The sequence below is a fragment of the Varunaivibrio sulfuroxidans genome, assembly GCF_029318635.1.
GTDB classification, from domain to species: domain Bacteria; phylum Pseudomonadota; class Alphaproteobacteria; order Rhodospirillales; family Magnetovibrionaceae; genus Varunaivibrio; species Varunaivibrio sulfuroxidans.
On record NZ_CP119676.1, the window covers coordinates 1,338,110 to 1,353,789 of the forward strand.

15 protein-coding genes and 1 riboswitch are annotated in these 15,680 nt (G+C 60.9%); of the genes, 11 read left to right on the forward strand and 4 right to left on the reverse strand.

From position 1 onward, the window contains the following. Positions 1–194 precede the first annotated feature (194 nt). Positions 195–1,502 carry an RsmB/NOP family class I SAM-dependent RNA methyltransferase gene (locus P3M64_RS06275; protein WP_132938713.1) on the forward strand — a complete coding sequence of 436 codons (1,308 nt, stop codon included), beginning with the start codon at positions 195–197 and terminating at the stop codon, positions 1,500–1,502. Between the two features lie 29 nt (positions 1,503–1,531). Here P3M64_RS06275 and P3M64_RS06280 read toward each other — a convergent pair whose 3' ends face one another. Continuing rightward, entirely contained in the window at positions 1,532–2,596 is a 1,065-nt protein-coding gene (locus tag P3M64_RS06280; protein WP_165886276.1) for a phospholipase D-like domain-containing protein, read from the reverse strand. Positions 2,597–2,740: 144 nt separating this feature from the next. Next, positions 2,741–2,858: riboswitch (TPP riboswitch) on the forward strand. Positions 2,859–2,924: 66 nt separating this feature from the next. On the opposite strand from P3M64_RS06280, the gene thiC reads away from it, so the two are divergent. The 8 genes from thiC (at position 2,925) to guaA (ending at position 11,274) form a co-directional block, all read left to right on the forward strand. Next, positions 2,925–4,745: a phosphomethylpyrimidine synthase ThiC gene (thiC, locus tag P3M64_RS06285; protein ID WP_132938711.1), complete on the forward strand. Its 1,821-nt coding sequence runs from the start codon at positions 2,925–2,927 to the stop codon at positions 4,743–4,745. A gap of 189 nt (positions 4,746–4,934) precedes the next feature. Then, entirely contained in the window at positions 4,935–5,381 is a 447-nt protein-coding gene (locus tag P3M64_RS06290) for a mercuric transporter MerT family protein (RefSeq protein WP_243644743.1), read from the forward strand. A gap of 26 nt (positions 5,382–5,407) precedes the next feature. Continuing rightward, complete coding sequence (merP, locus tag P3M64_RS06295) at positions 5,408–5,692, forward strand: mercury resistance system periplasmic binding protein MerP (RefSeq protein ID WP_132938710.1); 285 nt, start codon at positions 5,408–5,410, stop codon at positions 5,690–5,692. Positions 5,693–5,736: 44 nt separating this feature from the next. Next, a complete protein-coding gene (gene merA / locus P3M64_RS06300) occupies positions 5,737–7,209 on the forward strand; it encodes a mercury(II) reductase (protein WP_132938709.1) in 1,473 nt (490 codons plus the stop codon). Between the two features lie 231 nt (positions 7,210–7,440). Continuing rightward, on the forward strand, positions 7,441–7,794 hold the full coding sequence (locus tag P3M64_RS06305) for an SHOCT domain-containing protein (RefSeq protein ID WP_132938708.1): 354 nt from the start codon (positions 7,441–7,443) through the stop codon (positions 7,792–7,794). A gap of 219 nt (positions 7,795–8,013) precedes the next feature. After that, positions 8,014–8,619 carry a biotin transporter BioY gene (locus P3M64_RS06310; RefSeq protein ID WP_165886275.1) on the forward strand — a complete coding sequence of 202 codons (606 nt, stop codon included), beginning with the start codon at positions 8,014–8,016 and terminating at the stop codon, positions 8,617–8,619. Between the two features lie 19 nt (positions 8,620–8,638). Further along, the gene (bioB, locus tag P3M64_RS06315; protein ID WP_132938707.1) at positions 8,639–9,625 is read left to right on the forward strand and encodes a biotin synthase BioB; all 987 of its coding nucleotides are present in this window, start codon (positions 8,639–8,641) and stop codon (positions 9,623–9,625) included. A gap of 98 nt (positions 9,626–9,723) precedes the next feature. Then, entirely contained in the window at positions 9,724–11,274 is a 1,551-nt protein-coding gene (guaA, locus tag P3M64_RS06320; RefSeq protein ID WP_132938706.1) for a glutamine-hydrolyzing GMP synthase, read from the forward strand. A gap of 530 nt (positions 11,275–11,804) precedes the next feature. On the opposite strand, the gene P3M64_RS06325 is transcribed toward guaA, so the two are convergent. Then, entirely contained in the window at positions 11,805–13,214 is a 1,410-nt protein-coding gene (locus P3M64_RS06325; protein ID WP_132938705.1) for a S41 family peptidase, read from the reverse strand. A gap of 417 nt (positions 13,215–13,631) precedes the next feature. Beyond that, positions 13,632–14,201: a LysR substrate-binding domain-containing protein gene (locus P3M64_RS06330; RefSeq protein ID WP_207893150.1), complete on the reverse strand. Its 570-nt coding sequence runs from the start codon at positions 14,199–14,201 to the stop codon at positions 13,632–13,634. On the opposite strand from P3M64_RS06330, the gene P3M64_RS06335 reads away from it, so the two are divergent. Further along, the gene (locus P3M64_RS06335) at positions 14,197–14,391 is read left to right on the forward strand and encodes a zinc-binding dehydrogenase (RefSeq protein ID WP_243644742.1); all 195 of its coding nucleotides are present in this window, start codon (positions 14,197–14,199) and stop codon (positions 14,389–14,391) included. The two genes, P3M64_RS06330 and P3M64_RS06335, sit on opposite strands and share 5 nt — an antisense overlap. A 20-nt stretch (positions 14,392–14,411) precedes the next feature. On the opposite strand, the gene P3M64_RS06340 is transcribed toward P3M64_RS06335, so the two are convergent. Then, positions 14,412–14,648 (reverse strand): type 2 periplasmic-binding domain-containing protein, encoded by a 237-nt coding sequence (locus P3M64_RS06340; RefSeq protein ID WP_207893132.1) that lies wholly within the window; start codon positions 14,646–14,648, stop codon positions 14,412–14,414. Positions 14,649–14,785: 137 nt separating this feature from the next. Between P3M64_RS06340 and P3M64_RS06345 the strand changes: the two genes are divergently transcribed. Next, positions 14,786–15,472, forward strand: a complete 687-nt coding sequence (locus tag P3M64_RS06345) for a class I SAM-dependent methyltransferase (protein WP_207893131.1) — start codon at positions 14,786–14,788, stop codon at positions 15,470–15,472. The last annotated feature ends 208 nt before the right edge of the window (positions 15,473–15,680 follow it).

Here is a 15,680-nt window from a genome sequence, read left to right on the forward strand (position 1 = left end):
AACGAGGCTTATCTTTTTCCCAAGCCCCGCTTCGAGCTCTAGCGGTTTGACCGAGACAAAAGAGTCCGCCGGCAGGCGGGTGGCTTTGTCGAAGAAAAGCAAACCATATCAAAAAGGAAACCCGGTGGAGCGGCCCGACGTTTCGAGATCGAAAAGTCGGGGTCAATTCACTAGAAACCCCCGGAATCCAAGTCATGACCCCAGCCGCCCGCATCGAGGCCGCCATCACGCTTTTGACGCTTTGCGAGGAAACTCGACGCCCCGCCGATCGGGTCGTGCGCGATTTTTTTAAAGCCCGACGCTATGCCGGATCGAAGGATCGGCGCGCCGTTATCGGACGTTTTTACGCCGTCGTCCGTCACCGGGCGCGCCTGCAATGGTGGGTCGAACGCGCCGCGCCCGACCTCGCCGTTACGCCGCGCCATTGGGTCATCGCCGATCTGGTCCTAGGTGATAACGCCCAGCCCGCCGCCGACATCGAGGCCCTGTTCGACGGTGGCAAGTTCTCCGCCGCCGCCCTGACGGCGGAAGACCGTGCTTTGGTCGCACATCTTGAGGGGCAATCCCTCGACCATCCCGATCAGCCGCGTTTCGTGCGCCTGGAGCTTCCTTTGGCATTGTCGCGGGTCATCGGCGATAGCTTGGGCGCGGATATCGTACGCCAGATGGCGGCGCTCAACACCGACGCCCCCGTAGACCTGCGCGTCAATTCCCTGAAGACCACCCGCGAAGCGGCGCGCGCCCTACTCGGGGCGGCGGACATCGAGGCCGCGCCGACGCCGCTTTCGCCGCTGGGGCTGCGCCTCGCCGCGCGCCCGCGCCTAGACGATCTTCCCGCCTATCGTGACGGCCTGATCGAAGTGCAGGACGAGGGCGCACAAGTCACCGCCCTGCTGACGGACGCCCGTCCGGGCATGACGGTCATCGACTACTGCGCCGGGGCGGGGGGGAAAACCCTCGCCCTTGGGGCCGAAATGCGCGCCCAGGGCCGCCTGATCGCCTGCGACATCGACGCCGAGCGCTTGAAACGCATGGCTCCCCGATTGAAACGCGCCGGTCTTGACGGTATCGAAGGCGTCGATCTCGGCCCCGGCCCCGAGGCGATCGCCGGCCTCGATGGTCAGGCCGACCGGGTCTTGGTCGATGCGCCGTGCACCGGCACCGGGGTCTGGCGGCGCGCCCCCGAAGCACGCTGGCGCTTGCGCTCCGAAGACATCGCCCGCGCCCTCGAACGCCAACGCGCGGTGCTGGACGCCGCCCAGGCGCTGGTCAAACCGGGCGGACGGCTGATCTACGTCACCTGCTCGCTGCTCAAATCGGAAAACGAAGATCAGGTGATGGCGTTCCTCGATCGCCACGACGATTTTATTTTACTGCCCATCGCCAACGTCTGGCGCGAGGTCTTCGACACGCCGTGTCCGACCAACGTCTACACCCTGCGCCTGAACTCCGCCGATCACGGCACCGACGGCTTTTACTGCGCCGTTCTGCAGCGCGATTAGGGCCGAGACCGAGCCGTTTGGGGCGGGACCTAAACCGGACGACCGAAGGTCTGGATAATCCGGGAAATCTCGTCCTCGACCGCTTGGCCCAGAATTTTTTGATCGGCTTGCGCCTGGGGGTCGGCTTCTTCGAGATCGCCGATGACCAGGATGTTCTCGTCGTTGAGAAGGTTCGCCGGACCGGTATAATTGAAACTTCCGGCGATAATCAACGCTCCGTCGATCACCATCAATTTGTGATGCAGCTTGTTCAAGCCATGGCCCCTGGGGGCGGTGTACAACTCCGCGCCGGCCCTGGCCAAGGGCTGGGTCGCCGCCCATTTTTGCACGCCCTGCCCGTGATCGAAAATTCCCCGCACAACAATCCCCGAGCGCACCAGCACCATCATCGCATCGTCGATCCCCGACGAGCGCGAGAAGGTGAAAATGGCGAAGTCGATCCGCCGTTTGGCTTTTAACATCTGCTTCATGATTTCCATTTCCGGGGCGTGATCGGGGGCGAACAGGGGTTTCACACGCACCCCCGAGACCGAAATTTCCGACGGACGCGGATCGTGGCGCAAGCGTTTGTCTCCGAAGGTGCCGCCCCAAATCTCGGCGAACTCGGCAACGTACTGGGCCGCGACGCGGGCACTGCGCACAATGACGATGTGGTTAAGATTGGCGTGAAGGCCCGTCGGCGTAAAATTGGTCGATCCCGTCAGTACCGCGCGCGTCCTGTAACCATAATCGCGAGCGATAAATTTCTGATGAAAAATCTTGGGGTTGTAATCGGTGCGCACATCACAGCGCGCACGCAAAAGCGCCATGAACAATTCCCGGTTGGCTTCGTTCATCGCCCCCGGCAAAAAGGGGTCGGCGGGCGCCTTTGTCGTGGTCAGGTAATCGCCCTCCAGAACCATGCGCACGCGAACGCCGCGCCGACGCGCGCGCGCGAACGCGTGGGCGATGGGGACCGATTCCAACTCCTGCACCGCAACATCGAGCGTCTTGCGCGCAGCGTCGATAAAACCGACCAAGACCGCCTCCAGGTCGTCGCCGCCGAGGTCCCGCGGCCCCATGTAAATTTCGATATTCCCCAACACCTGGACCATGACGCTCCTCCTCGATCGACGCACTCTTTCGCGTGCAGAGAATAACACATCGCCACCAAAGCGTGCACCATTGCGTTCCCGCGTTCTCCCCATGGCGGCGAAGATGTTGATCCTTGACCTTTGCCCGCCTCCGGTTCACCATGGGTGCGTTTCGAGGGGCGTCCCGCCATACCGCCGCAAGGCCATAACCGCCGGGACTGAGAAGCACCCTTAGAACCTGATCCGGGTGATACCGGCGTAGGGACTGGAACGGGCCACCGCCTTTTCATCGTTCGGGCGAGATTTCCGCCTCCTTGCGCCTTTTGTTTTTTTGCAGGGAGATTTTCCAATGGACGCCAAACCGTTTTCCGTCACCACCGGGGCGCTGCCGGGATCGAAGAAGATTTATGTCGCCGACGACGCCGATGCTTCGGTGCGCGTCGCCATGCGCCAAATTGAATTGGAGCCGTCCAGCGGCGAGGCCCCGGTGATCGTCTACGATTGTTCCGGTCCCTATACCGATCCCGAGCAAGATATTTGCATCGACCGCGGCCTGTCCCCGCTGCGCGCACCGTGGATCGAGGCCAGGGGCGACGTGCGGCGCTACCCCGGACGCAACGTCAAGCCCGAGGACAACGGCGAGAAAAGCGTCGTCCCGCCGTTTCGCGCCGATGCGCCCTCCCCGCTGCGCGCAAAGGACGGCGCCTGCGTCACCCAGTTGGCCTATGCCAAGCGCGGCATCGTGACGCCGGAGATGCGCTACGTCGCCATCCGCGAAAACGAGGGGCGCGAAAACGAGGGGCGCGAAAACGAGGGGCGCAAGCAGGCCACGGGCGCGCCCCGCGACGGCGAGGATTTCGGCGCCGCCGTGCCCGACTTCGTCACCCCCGAATTCGTGCGCGACGAGATCGCCCGGGGCCGCGCGGTGCTGCCCATGAACATCAACCACCCGGAGTTGGAACCGGCCATCATCGGGCGCAACTTCCTGACCAAAATCAACGCCAACATCGGCAATTCGGCGGTCACCAGCTCGGTCGCCGAGGAGGTCGATAAAATGGTCTGGGCGATCCGTTGGGGGGCCGACACGGTGATGGACCTGTCCACCGGATCGGACATCCACAACATCCGCGATTGGATCGTGCGCAACAGCCCGGCGCCGATCGGCACGGTGCCGATCTATCAGGCCCTGGAAAAGGTCGGCGGCATCGCCGAGGACCTGACCTGGGAGGTCTTCCGCGACACCCTGATCGAACAGGCCGAACAGGGCGTCGATTACTGGACCATCCATGCCGGGTTGCGCCTCGCCCACGTCCCGCTGACCGCCGAACGGACCACCGGGATCGTCTCGCGCGGGGGGTCGATCATGGCCAAGTGGTGCCTGACATATCATAAAGAAAGCTTTCTTTACGAGCACTTCGCGGATATTTGCGACATCTGCCGCCAGTACGACGTTTCCCTGTCGCTGGGCGACGGTCTGCGCCCGGGATCGATCGCCGACGCCAACGACGCCGCTCAATTCGCCGAACTGGACACCCTCGGCGAATTGCAAAAAATCGCCTTCGCCAAGGACGTTCAGGTCTTCATCGAGGGGCCCGGCCACGTCCCGATGCACAAAATCAAGGAAAACATGGAACGCCAGCTGGACGCCTGCGGCGAAGCGCCGTTTTACACCCTGGGGCCGCTGACCACCGACATCGCGCCGGGCTACGATCACATCACCTCGGCGATCGGGGCCGCCATGATCGGATGGTACGGTTGCGCCATGCTGTGCTACGTCACGCCGAAGGAGCACCTGGGGCTGCCCGATCGCGACGACGTCAAGGTCGGCGTCGTCACCTACAAGATCGCCGCCCACGCCGCCGACCTGGCGAAGGGCCACCCCGGCGCGCAAATCCGCGACGATGCGCTGTCCCGGGCGCGTTTCGATTTCCGCTGGAAGGATCAGTTCAACCTGTCCCTCGACCCCGACACCGCGACCGACTATCACGACCAGACCTTGCCCGCCGAGGGGGCGAAGAAGGCCCATTTCTGTTCGATGTGCGGGCCGAAATTCTGCTCGATGCGCATCAGCAAGGAACTGAAGGACGACGCACAAAAGGGGATGGCCGAAAAATCCCGTGAATTTCGCGACCAAGGCGGCGAGATCTACCATCCCTCGGCGGCGGAATAGGCCTCCGTTATTGTCGATCTTTCCCTGTTTCGCGCCATTTCAAGGCCCTTTTGAGAAAAACTCAAAAGGGCCTTGAACCTGTAGCCGCTACAGGTTTTATGCTGTCTCCAATCAAATCACCGCCCCTGTATCGCCCCTAAATCACCCATGGGGGCCGCTCCGGGGCCGCCCTGGAATGGAGAGACCGCGATGCCCGACACCGTAACCGATGGACACATGGCCGCGTCCACCCTGCCCTCCACGACCCCCGATGTGAGCGGCGCGCAGCCGTCCGAGGAAGATTCTTCACGATCCAAGGACCGCCTGCTCGCCACCGGCGGTATTCTCGGCGCGCTGGCGGCGTCCTCGTGCTGCGTCCTTCCTCTCGTGCTGTTTTCCCTGGGCATCAGCGGGGCGTGGATCGGTAATCTGACCGCGCTTTATCCCTATAAACCGATTTTCGTCACCATCACCGCCCTGTTCCTGGCCGGCGGCTTTTACAGCGCCTACCGCAAGCCGAAGACGGCGTGCGTGGCGGGCAGCTATTGCGCCTCGCCAACCTCCAAGCGGGTCCTGAAGATCGCCCTTTGGGGTTCGACGGCGCTGGTCATCCTCGCTCTCGTTTTTCCCTCTCTCGTCCCCTATCTGATGAAATAAATCTTGCCCGAAAGGTTTTCCCGCAGATGAAACGTACTTTCCCTCTGATCGCCATTCTTTTTCTCGCGTTGAGCACCACCACCGCCCTCGCCGCCCAACAAACGGTGACGCTCGCGGTGCAAAACATGTACTGCCCATCGTGCCCCTATATCGTGCAGAAAAGTTTGCTGAACGTACCCGGAGTCACCAAGGCGAAGGTCTCGTCGGAAAAAAAGACCGCCGTGGTCACATTCGACGACGCCAAAACCTCCGTGGCCGCCCTGACCCACGCCACCACTCAAGCGGGCTACCCATCGTCCCCGAAAAAATAGCCTCCCTGCTTGAGTCCCGAGAACCTGAGAAAGAACGCCCGAAAATGCCCCAATTAACGTGTGATTGCCCCCCCACCCAAGGCCCGAAAAACGACCCGAATGAGAAAGTCCCCACGGAAGGAAAGCCGTTCGACGTCGCCGTGATCGGCGCCGGGTCGGCGGGATTTTCCGCCGCGATCACCGCCGCCGAAGCGGGCGCACGGGTCGCGCTGATCGGCGCGGGAACCATTGGCGGGACTTGCGTCAACGTCGGTTGCGTGCCCTCCAAGGCGATGATTCGCGCCGTCGAAACCCAATATCAGGCGCGCGCGGCGCGGCGCTTCGACGGCATCGAGGCCGATGCGCGGATCATCGATTGGGCGGCGACGGTGGCGCAGAAAGACACGCTCGTCGCCCAATTGCGCCAAGCGAAATACATAGACCTGTTGCCCTCGTACGACAACGTGACCTACATCGAAGGCCGCGCGCGCCTTGGCGAAGGCGTGGTGATCGTCGATGGGGAGGCGATCGAAGCGGGTAAAATCATTATCGCCACCGGGTCGTCTTCCGCCGTCCCCGACATTCCGGGCATCGACGGCGTGCCCTACCTGACCAGCACCGAAGCCCTGGATCTGAAAACATTGCCGACCTCCCTGATCGTCGTCGGCGGTGGCTACATCGGCTGCGAGATGGCGCAGATGTTCGCCCGCGCCGGGGTCCGGGTCACCCTGGTCTGCCGTTCGCGCCTCCTGCCCGCGGCCGAACCGGAAATCAGCGCCGCGCTGAGCGAATACCTGCGTGATGAGGGCGTCGATGTACGCGGCGGACTGTCCTACCACGAGATCATGCAAACCCCCGATGGGATTACCCTTGAGATCGACAAGAACGACGCTCGGGAACGCCTTAACGCCGAGAAGGTCCTTGTCTGCACCGGGCGGCGCGCCAATACCGACGGGTTGGGGTTGGCGGAAATCGGCGTCGCCCTGTCCCCGGGCGGCGCAATCGTCGTGGACGCCCACATGCGCACCACAAAACCCGACATCTACGGCGCGGGCGATGTCACCGGACGCGATCAATTCGTGTACATGGCGGCCTATGGGGCCAAACTCGCCGCCAAAAACGCGATGACGGACGATCACTTGACCTATGACAATTCGGCGATGCCCTGGATCGTTTTCACCGATCCTCAGGTCGCCGGCGTCGGATTGAGCGCGGCCCAGGCGAAAGCGAACGGCCTGGACGTCAAAACGTCGGTGCTCGATCTCAAGTATGTTCCCCGCGCCCTCGCCGCCCGGGATACGCGCGGGTTGATTAAACTGGTCGCCGAGCGGCAAAGCGGTGTCCTGCTCGGGGCGCAGATCCTGGCCCCCGAAGGGGCCGATACCATCCAGACCGTCGCCATGGCGATTAAGGGTGGATTGACCGCAAGCGATTTGGCCGACACTATTTTTCCCTATTTGACCACGGTCGAAGGATTGAAGCTGGCGGCCCAGACCTTCGATAAAGACGTCGCCAAGCTGTCGTGCTGCGCCGGGTGACGGCCCGCCACCGGCTAGGAAACCGGAGAAGCTTTGAAAGCACAGCTTCGCGGCCCACTCAGGGCAAAAGCACACCGCGCGCATACGATCCCGAAATCCATAATCTTGACGATATCTTTGTCGGCCTAGATTGCCTATAATCGTGACCGGCTTGGCGGAAGGAACCACCAAAAAAATCTACTGCCGAGAACCGACCCAAAGCCCCTCAAGGAGGGAGATCAAGGAGGCGACATGAAGCGTTTGCCCTTGCGTCCATTGATTGCCGTTTTCACCCTCGTCGCGATTTTTCCGGTGTCGGCCTGGGCCTATGGCGCGGGCGGGGCCGGTATGATGGATGGTTGCTGGGGGCGGGGCGGGGCGTTTTTCAGCTCTTTGTCGATGATCATCGTTCCCGTGCTGTTCATCATCGCCATCGTCGCCATCGTGCGCTGGTTGACCGGCCGCGGGAGGTGCGCCCATTTTTCATCGTCCACGCCACACGACGGGCGGGGCGCGTCTCCTATGGATATCCTGAACGAACGTTTCGCCAAGGGTGAGATCGACGCCGAGGAATATAAAGAACGCAAACGCATTCTGGACGCGTGAGCCGCCCATACCATCCAAAATGCGCCTCCTTCCCCGCCATCGCGTCCCCCCGCGCGGAAAAGCGCGCCATGCGACCATGAAGCCGTGGCCCTTTCGCGTCCCTGCGGCGGACAAAATTCTCCCTGGTCTTGCGTCTCGCCAACGGGTAAAAAAGATGTTCACGCTTCGCCGATCGAAGCGCGTTCGCCATATCGCGTCCCCCATCGAGGATCATCCATCATGACCAATACCACCGCCCGGCATCCCCTTATCCATACCGCGATCCCCGCCCTGAATGGATCGCCCGCGCGCCGGATGGCGCTGCACTGTGGATTGGCCCTTGTGGGCACGCTTTTCATTGCCCTGTCGTCCCGGATCGAGGTGCCGTTCTATCCGGTGCCGATGACCCTGCAGACCCTGGCCGTGATGGTCATCGCGGCGGTTTACGGGGGACGTTTGGGTTTCGCCACGCTGGCGCTGTATCTGATGGAAGGCGCCTTGGGGCTGCCGGTGTTTTCCGGCACGCCGGAACGGGGCGTCGGCCTTGTCTACATGACGGGGCCCACCGGGGGCTACCTGCTGGGTTTCCTCCTCGCCGCCGGTTTGGTCGGCTGGTTCGCCGAAAGGCGCGCGGGCAAATCGCTTCTCCCTCTCGCCGGAATGATGGCCGCCGGATTGCTCGTCGTTTATGCTTTCGGTGCGACGTGGCTGGCGACCTTCACCGGATGGGACAAGGCGTTTACCCTGGGCGTCGCGCCGTTCATCCTCGGCGATGTGCTGAAAATCGCCCTCGCCGCCGCCCTGGTGAAGGCGTCGTGGAGCCGCCTTTCAAAACGCGCCTCCTAGAATCATGCCTCCTAGAATCATGAACGTATCCACGCTGGAACGCCCCATACCCGACGCGGGCGACGCCATCCGCCATGATTGGGCCCGCGATGAGATCGAGGATCTCTACCGTCTGCCCCTGCTCGACCTGGTCTGGCGGGCCCATGGCGTGCACCGCGCCTTTCAGGACCCCCATGACATTCAACATGCCGGCCTGCTTAGCATCAAGACCGGCGGCTGCCCGGAGGACTGCGCCTATTGCCCGCAATCGGCGCATCACAAGGAAGTGCGCATCGACCGCGACGGCCTGATGGCGGTGGACGCGGTCCTGGAAATGGCCGAGCGCGCCAAAAACGACGGCGCCAGCCGTTTTTGCATGGGCGCGGCCTGGCGCCAAGTACGCGACGGCCAAGCCTTCGACGACGTCCTAGCCATGGTGCGCGGCGTGCGGGCCCTGGATATGGAAGCCTGCGTCACCCTGGGCATGCTCGACGAAAATCAGGCCCACAGGCTCGCCGAAGCGGGGTTAACCGCCTACAACCACAACCTGGACACCGGCCCGGAATATTATCCGTCGATCGTCACCACCCGTACCTACCAGGACCGCCTGGAGACACTGAAACACGCCCGCGCCGCGGGGCTAGAGTTGTGTTGCGGCGGCATCATCGGCATGGGCGAGAGCATCGCCGACCGCGCCGCGATGCTTCAGGTCTTGGCCAACATGAACCCGCACCCCGAAAGCGTGCCGATCAATGTTCTGGTTCCCGTGGACGGCACCCCATTGGAAAACGCGCCGCCCGTCCACCCCCTCGATCTGGTGCGGATGATCGCCACCGCGCGGATCGTGACGCCCGCCTCCCGGGTGCGCCTGTCGGCGGGGCGGCGGGATCTCAGCCCCGAGGCGCAGGCCTTTTGCTTCATGGCCGGGGCCAATTCCATTTTCCACGGCGACAGCCTGTTGACCACGGCGAACGCGCAAAGGGACAGCGACGCGGCGCTGATGTGCATGATCGGCCCGCAAGACTAGGGTCAGGACCTCTTCATCGCTACCGACTTTGATAATTGTGGAACCCGCCGCGGCGATCGGGTACTGTCCGGTCTTTATTTTCATAGGAAACGGTAAGTATGAGCGAACGCATCCTCATCGTCGATTTTGGCTCTCAGGTGACGCAGCTGATCGCCCGAAGGGTGCGCGAAAGCGGCGTCTATTGCGAGGTTCACCCCTTCAACAAGGTCACGGTTGAAAGCATCAAAGCCTTCGCCCCCAAAGGCGTGATCCTATCGGGCGGCCCCGCGTCCGTCACCGGCGCGGATACGCCGCGCGCCCCCCAAGGCCTGTTCGAGATGGGGCTTCCCGTGTTCGGCATTTGCTACGGCGAACAGACCATGTGCGCCCAGCTCGGCGGCAAGGTCGAACAATCCGACCACCAGGAATTCGGCCGCGCCTATGTCGATGTCGTCGAGGATTGCGGTCTCTTTCATGGCGTCTGGGACAAAGGCGGCAAGGAACAAGTCTGGATGAGCCACGGCGACAAGATCGACGCCATCCCGGACGGCTTTCGCGTCGTCGCCACCTCGCCCAGTTCACCCTACGCCGCCATCGCCAACGACAAAAAACGTTTTTACGGGGTCCAGTTCCACCCCGAGGTCGTCCATACCCCGCACGGCGCCGCACTGTTGAGAAATTTCACCCATGACGTTTGCGGGTGCTCCGGCTCGTGGACCATGGCCGCTTTCCGGGCTCAGGAAATCGCCAAGGTCCGCGCCCAGGTCGGCGACGGAAAAGTGATCTGCGGCCTGTCGGGGGGGGTCGATTCCTCGGTGGTCGCAGTGCTGCTGCACGAGGCGATCGGCGATCGGTTGCAGTGCGTCTTCGTCGATACCGGCCTGATGCGCAAAGGCGAGGCCGACGAGGTGGTCGGCCTGTTCCGCGATCACTACAACATCCCCCTGATCCACCGCGATGCGTCGGACCTGTTCCTCGGCAAGCTGGACGGCGTCGCCGACCCCGAACGCAAGCGCAAGATCATCGGCGCGACCTTCATCGACGTGTTCGAGGAAGAAGCGCAGAAAATCGGCGGCGCGGATTTCCTCGCCCAGGGGACGCTCTATCCCGACGTCATCGAATCGGTGTCGTTCACCGGCGGCCCGTCGGTCACGATCAAATCCCACCACAACGTCGGCGGCCTTCCCGAACGGATGAACATGCAGTTGGTCGAACCGCTGCGCGAACTGTTCAAGGACGAAGTGCGCGCCTTGGGCCGCGAACTGGGGCTGCCGGAAAGCTTCGTCGGGCGCCACCCGTTCCCCGGACCGGGCCTGGCGATTCGCCTTCCCGGCGGCATTTCCAAGGAAAAACTGGAAATCCTGCGCAACGCCGACGCCGTCTACCTGGAGGAAATTCGAAACGCCGGCCTGTACGACGCCATCTGGCAGGCCTTCGCCGTGCTGCTGCCGGTGCAGAGCGTCGGCGTGATGGGCGACGCGCGCACCTACGATTACGTCTGCGCCCTGCGCGCCGTCAATTCGACCGACGGCATGACCGCCGATTACTATCCCTTCGATCACGAGTTCCTGTCCCGCGTTTCGAGCCGCATCATCAACGAGGTCCGCGGCATTAATCGGGTGGTCTACGACATCACCAGCAAACCGCCGGGAACGATCGAGTGGGAATAGACCGCAAAAGTCCAACGCCGGCACGGGTTTTCTGGTGACCGCAAGTGTCAATACCGTAAAAAATACAATAATCGATAAGCATAGGGCAAAGAGGGCGGGAAGAACGAACGCCCTTTTTTCCCAGGTCCAACGGTAGTTTGCGATCGGAGGCCCGCCCCTTCGCCACCCTATCGCCTTAAATTCACCCTGAATTCCATGCCTATCGGCTAACAAGCTCCCCGTTTTTTCTCCAGTCGCGGCCCCAGCCCGACCATCCGTCAAGCCTTGTCCCCGCCGCGTGATCCGGCGCAGCCTCTTGAGTCAAACGGTCGGTTTTGGGCGCCCGGCTCTCTCAGGCAAGGGGCCGGTTTCGTTCGACTGTTTGATTCTGCCCCATGCTACGAAAACATATTCTTGTTCGGTGTCGCAGCCGTAACCGACCCTGTTGTTCTTTATCGCCGCGATAATCGTCGAGCCGACTGCAATCGAGAAAAACGGGACCGTGTGAACAAATCCTTGCTCCCCAACCACGGGCCACGCCCCCGGAGTGGTCAACGAACGTCCGCACTTGCTTGCTCTCTTTTCTTCTTCGTTAGCGCCGTTGCCGCCGCAAGTAAGTCGTCATAACGCCTTGTGCGAGCCTTTTTCATAATGGCAAGGGCCAGCTTGAAGACCTCTTCGTCTTTCGTTGCCTTTCCCACTTCAACATCCGGAACAATGCCGTTTTTATCAAGTGGTTCGCCATTGGGCTTCAGGATCATCGCGCTGGTGATTTTTAAGCCGCCGCCGTTTGACAGTGGAACGATTGTCTGAATGGCGCCCATTCCGTGGGTGTGAGTCCCAAGGATGAGAGCCCTTTTGTGGCCTTGCAGGGCCGCCGCCAAGATTTCCGCACCGCTTGCCGTGTTTTCGTTGACAAGCACGATTACGGCGAAATCATCGGGATGTTCTTCATTGTCATGCGCCTTAAAAATCATGTTCTGATTTTTTACACGTGCCTTTGTCGAGACAATGACGCCTTTTGCAAGAAAAAGATCGGCAATTCTAACAGGGTTATCGAACAGGCCGCCTTGATTGTTCCTCAAATCGATAAGAAGCCCCTTAAGGGTCTCTTGCGCCGTAAAGCCGTCCAGAGCCTTTTTGAAATCTCCGAACGAACCGGAATTTAAATTTCGTAATTGGATATAGGCATATCCCGGCTCAAGCTTTTTACTCCAAACACTGGTTTTAGGAAGGATATCCCTGACGATGCTGATGTTTTTTAAACGGGGCATTCCTTCTCGTTCCACCGATAAGGTTACACGCGAGCCTTTTTTCCCTCTCAACCTTTCCAGAACCTCTTCCGAGTTCATGTCTTGTGTCGGTTCGTTATCGATCGAAACTATTTTGTCCGCGGCCAGTAAGCCGCTTTTTGCGGCCGGCGCTCCTTCAATGGTCGATAGGACTCTCAAAGAGCCCTCTTTCTTTTTGAACGCGATCCCTATCCCGGCCGCCCCATCGCGCTTGGCGCTTAATTTTTCGAGGAATCCGGGTTCTAAATATCGGGAACGGCGATCGAGCTTCGCCATTATTCCCTTAATGGCGACGGTTACAATGGATTCAAAGTTTTTGGCGGGAAGGCGGCGATCCACGAAAGACAGGGTGTCGGCCAATTTCTTTATGCAATTCTCATTTTTGCCGAATATTTTTTGGGGTTCAAGACCGGCGGCGGTTGCGGGTGCTTGTTCTTTTTGAAAGGCGAGTATGTTGTCCATGGCGCCGCTGACGAGTTCGCACCGGTCTGGTTGTTTCACATACCTTCTTTCAACGGCAAACAAAACTTCGGTCAGAATCCTTAACTGCCGCCTTTTTTCTATGGGAACCTGGGTTTGTTTTATGGGGGCCTGAGCCGAAGCACATGCCGAGAAGAAAACAATAACGAAAAGCGATATGCAAAAATCCCTAAAAGTGTTTTTCATCATGCTGCGCACCGTTCGTATGCTTATACGCCCCTTTTTAGGGGTTCATAAAAGTAGAATGGTTATGTGGCGGGGACAAGGCTTGACGGATGGTCGGGCTGGGGCCGCGACTGGAGAAAAAACGGGGAGCTAGTTAGCCGATAGGCGTGGAATTCAGGGTGAATTTAAGGCGATAGGGTGGCGAAGGGGTGGGCCTCCGATCGCAAACTACCGTTGGACCTGGGCAAAAAGGGCGTTCGTTCTTCCCGCCCTCTTTGCCCTATGCTTATCGATTATTGTATTGTTCGCGGTATTGGCACTTGCGGTCACCAGAAAACCCGTGCCGGCGTTGGACTTTTGCGGGCGATTTACAATCGAGTGGGAATAGACCGACATGTTCAAGCCGTCCCGGCCCGCGGCGCGGCGTCGGGCGTCGGCGTCTCAGATCGAAGTTCGGCGCCGCCCCAGGGAACGCCCTCGCCCGAGACATGCCCGATTTTTACGATGAGCCGACGGTCGGCGGGCAGCCTCCTCCGATTTTCTCGACAAGAAAATCGATCGCCGCACGGATGGCGGACGATCGCCGAAGATCAGGGCGGGTGACGAGCCACACGTCGCGCTCGGGGGAGGGGTTCGTGTCGGAACCCTGACAAGCGAGGGGTCGGGATCGCCCATGAAATGGGGGAGGACAACGGCGCCGAGTCCGGCGCGCGCGGCTTCTTGCTGTCCAAAGAGGTCGCTGGCTTGAAAAACGATCGACCGCCCATCCAATAGGCTTCGCAGCCAGGCCTGCTGCGTCACATGTTCCAGGTCCGGAGAATAACCGACGAAGGTCCATTGCGCCTCGGGAGTCTTCGCCAATAGCGGTGTGGCGTAGAGTGCAAAACGCATAATACCGATACGCCGCACGATCAAATCCGCTTCCTCGGGACGGCTAAGGCGAACGGCGATATCCGCTTCACCGCGATTGAGATCGGCGTTCCCCGGCGTGCCAAGGAGGATGATTTTGATCCCGGGGCGCCGATTGCGATACGTCGATGCCCCCCTCCTGTACCGAAGGGGGGCGAAGGATTTGTTCCAGGCGCTTCAAGAGGGACTGAAAAATCCTATCGGCGCCGAGTATCCCTTGCACAAGGCCAGTGCGGCGCACGCAGACCTTGAGGCGGGACGCACCACGGGCAGCGTTATTCTGACCATCTGATAATGACGACCCGTCCGCTCCTAAAGGCAACCGTCGGCGCGCCGCGCCGCTGCGCCGGGATTGTGCACGGCGCAAGCATCCCGAACGCGGCCGCGCGGCCAGCGGTGCGCCGGATCGCCGTCTAATCGCGGGTGCCAGAACAATGAAACCGTAATTTCCGCCATGGCGAAGGGAAGGGCAAAGCTGTGCATTGCGGCGCGCAGGTTAAGGTCGGGTTTCGACATCCATCGAACATAGCACAGTTTTATTTTGTGCATGGCGTTAAACGCTTTAATAAAATGCAAGTGCTGCGTCTTTCGCCATATCTGTGAATGGGTTACTTTTCACACCCTCCGCTTCACGTCTCGTCGGGGAACGGAGTTCGTATTGAACCCACCGGTCACAGGAGCACGCCATGACTACGGAACAAGACAAGACTGAACCCGAAAACGCGAAACGGACACCCGCCGCCGGGACCACGCCCGCGGCCCCGGCCATGGACCGCGAGGGATGGAACCGGCGCTACGCCACCAAGGAGCTGATCTGGACGGGCGCGGCGAACCGCTTCTTGGAAGCCGAGGCCGCCGACCTGCCGCCGGGGCGCGCGTTGGACCTTGCCGCCGGGGAAGGGCGCAACGCCATATGGCTGGCGGAGCGCGGCTGGACCGTGAGCGCCGTGGATTTCTCCGACGTCGCGATTAAAAAAGCCGAAAAATTGGCCGCCGAGCGCAAGGTTGCGGATAAGATCGCGTTTCAAGCCGCCGATCTGCGCTCCTATACGTTCGAGAAAAATCATTTTGATCTGGTTGCGCTGATTTACCTACAGATCCCCCAAGAAGAACTGATCCCCATACTCGAACGCGCCGTGCAAGCGGTGACTCCGGGCGGCGTGTTTCTCGTCATCGCCCATGACTCGGAAAATCTAAAGCACGGCTACGGCGGCCCCCAAAATCCGGACATGCTCTACACCGCGCAACAGGTCGCCACCGCCGTGGACGGCGCCGTGCGTATCGAAAAGGCGCAACGCGTCGAACGCCCGGTCGAAACCGACGACGGCGTCAAAATCGCCATCGATTGCCTGGTGCGCGGCATACGGCTCTAGTGGATCGGGCCGACGTTTCGCTCCCGCGAACCATCGGGCCGACCACTATCTATCTTTTTGTTGCTGTTTGATTTCTTCACACATTTGTGTCCAATTGCATCGGACTCAAATGTTAAACTCAAACCACTAGGGTCGGGACCTATTCGAATAGGTCCCGACCCTAGCACCCCCCCGCACATCGAAATGGCGTAACCGGAAGGGGAGGAGG

Bases quoted from the DNA above. Each gene is read 5' to 3' on its own strand.
- P3M64_RS06275 (WP_132938713.1), top strand. From the start codon at position 195: ATGACCCCAGCCGCCCGCATCGAGGCCGCCATCACGCTTTTGACGCTT.
- P3M64_RS06280 (WP_165886276.1), bottom strand. From the start codon at position 2,596: ATGGTCCAGGTGTTGGGGAATATCGAAATTTACATGGGGCCGCGGGAC.
- thiC (WP_132938711.1), top strand. From the start codon at position 2,925: ATGGACGCCAAACCGTTTTCCGTCACCACCGGGGCGCTGCCGGGATCG.
- P3M64_RS06290 (WP_243644743.1), top strand. From the start codon at position 4,935: ATGCCCGACACCGTAACCGATGGACACATGGCCGCGTCCACCCTGCCC.
- merP (WP_132938710.1), top strand. From the start codon at position 5,408: ATGAAACGTACTTTCCCTCTGATCGCCATTCTTTTTCTCGCGTTGAGC.
- merA (WP_132938709.1), top strand. From the start codon at position 5,737: ATGCCCCAATTAACGTGTGATTGCCCCCCCACCCAAGGCCCGAAAAAC.
- P3M64_RS06305 (WP_132938708.1), top strand. From the start codon at position 7,441: ATGAAGCGTTTGCCCTTGCGTCCATTGATTGCCGTTTTCACCCTCGTC.
- P3M64_RS06310 (WP_165886275.1), top strand. From the start codon at position 8,014: ATGACCAATACCACCGCCCGGCATCCCCTTATCCATACCGCGATCCCC.
- bioB (WP_132938707.1), top strand. From the start codon at position 8,639: ATGAACGTATCCACGCTGGAACGCCCCATACCCGACGCGGGCGACGCC.
- guaA (WP_132938706.1), top strand. From the start codon at position 9,724: ATGAGCGAACGCATCCTCATCGTCGATTTTGGCTCTCAGGTGACGCAG.
- P3M64_RS06325 (WP_132938705.1), bottom strand. From the start codon at position 13,214: ATGATGAAAAACACTTTTAGGGATTTTTGCATATCGCTTTTCGTTATT.
- P3M64_RS06340 (WP_207893132.1), bottom strand. From the start codon at position 14,648: ATGCACAAAATAAAACTGTGCTATGTTCGATGGATGTCGAAACCCGAC.
- P3M64_RS06345 (WP_207893131.1), top strand. From the start codon at position 14,786: ATGACTACGGAACAAGACAAGACTGAACCCGAAAACGCGAAACGGACA.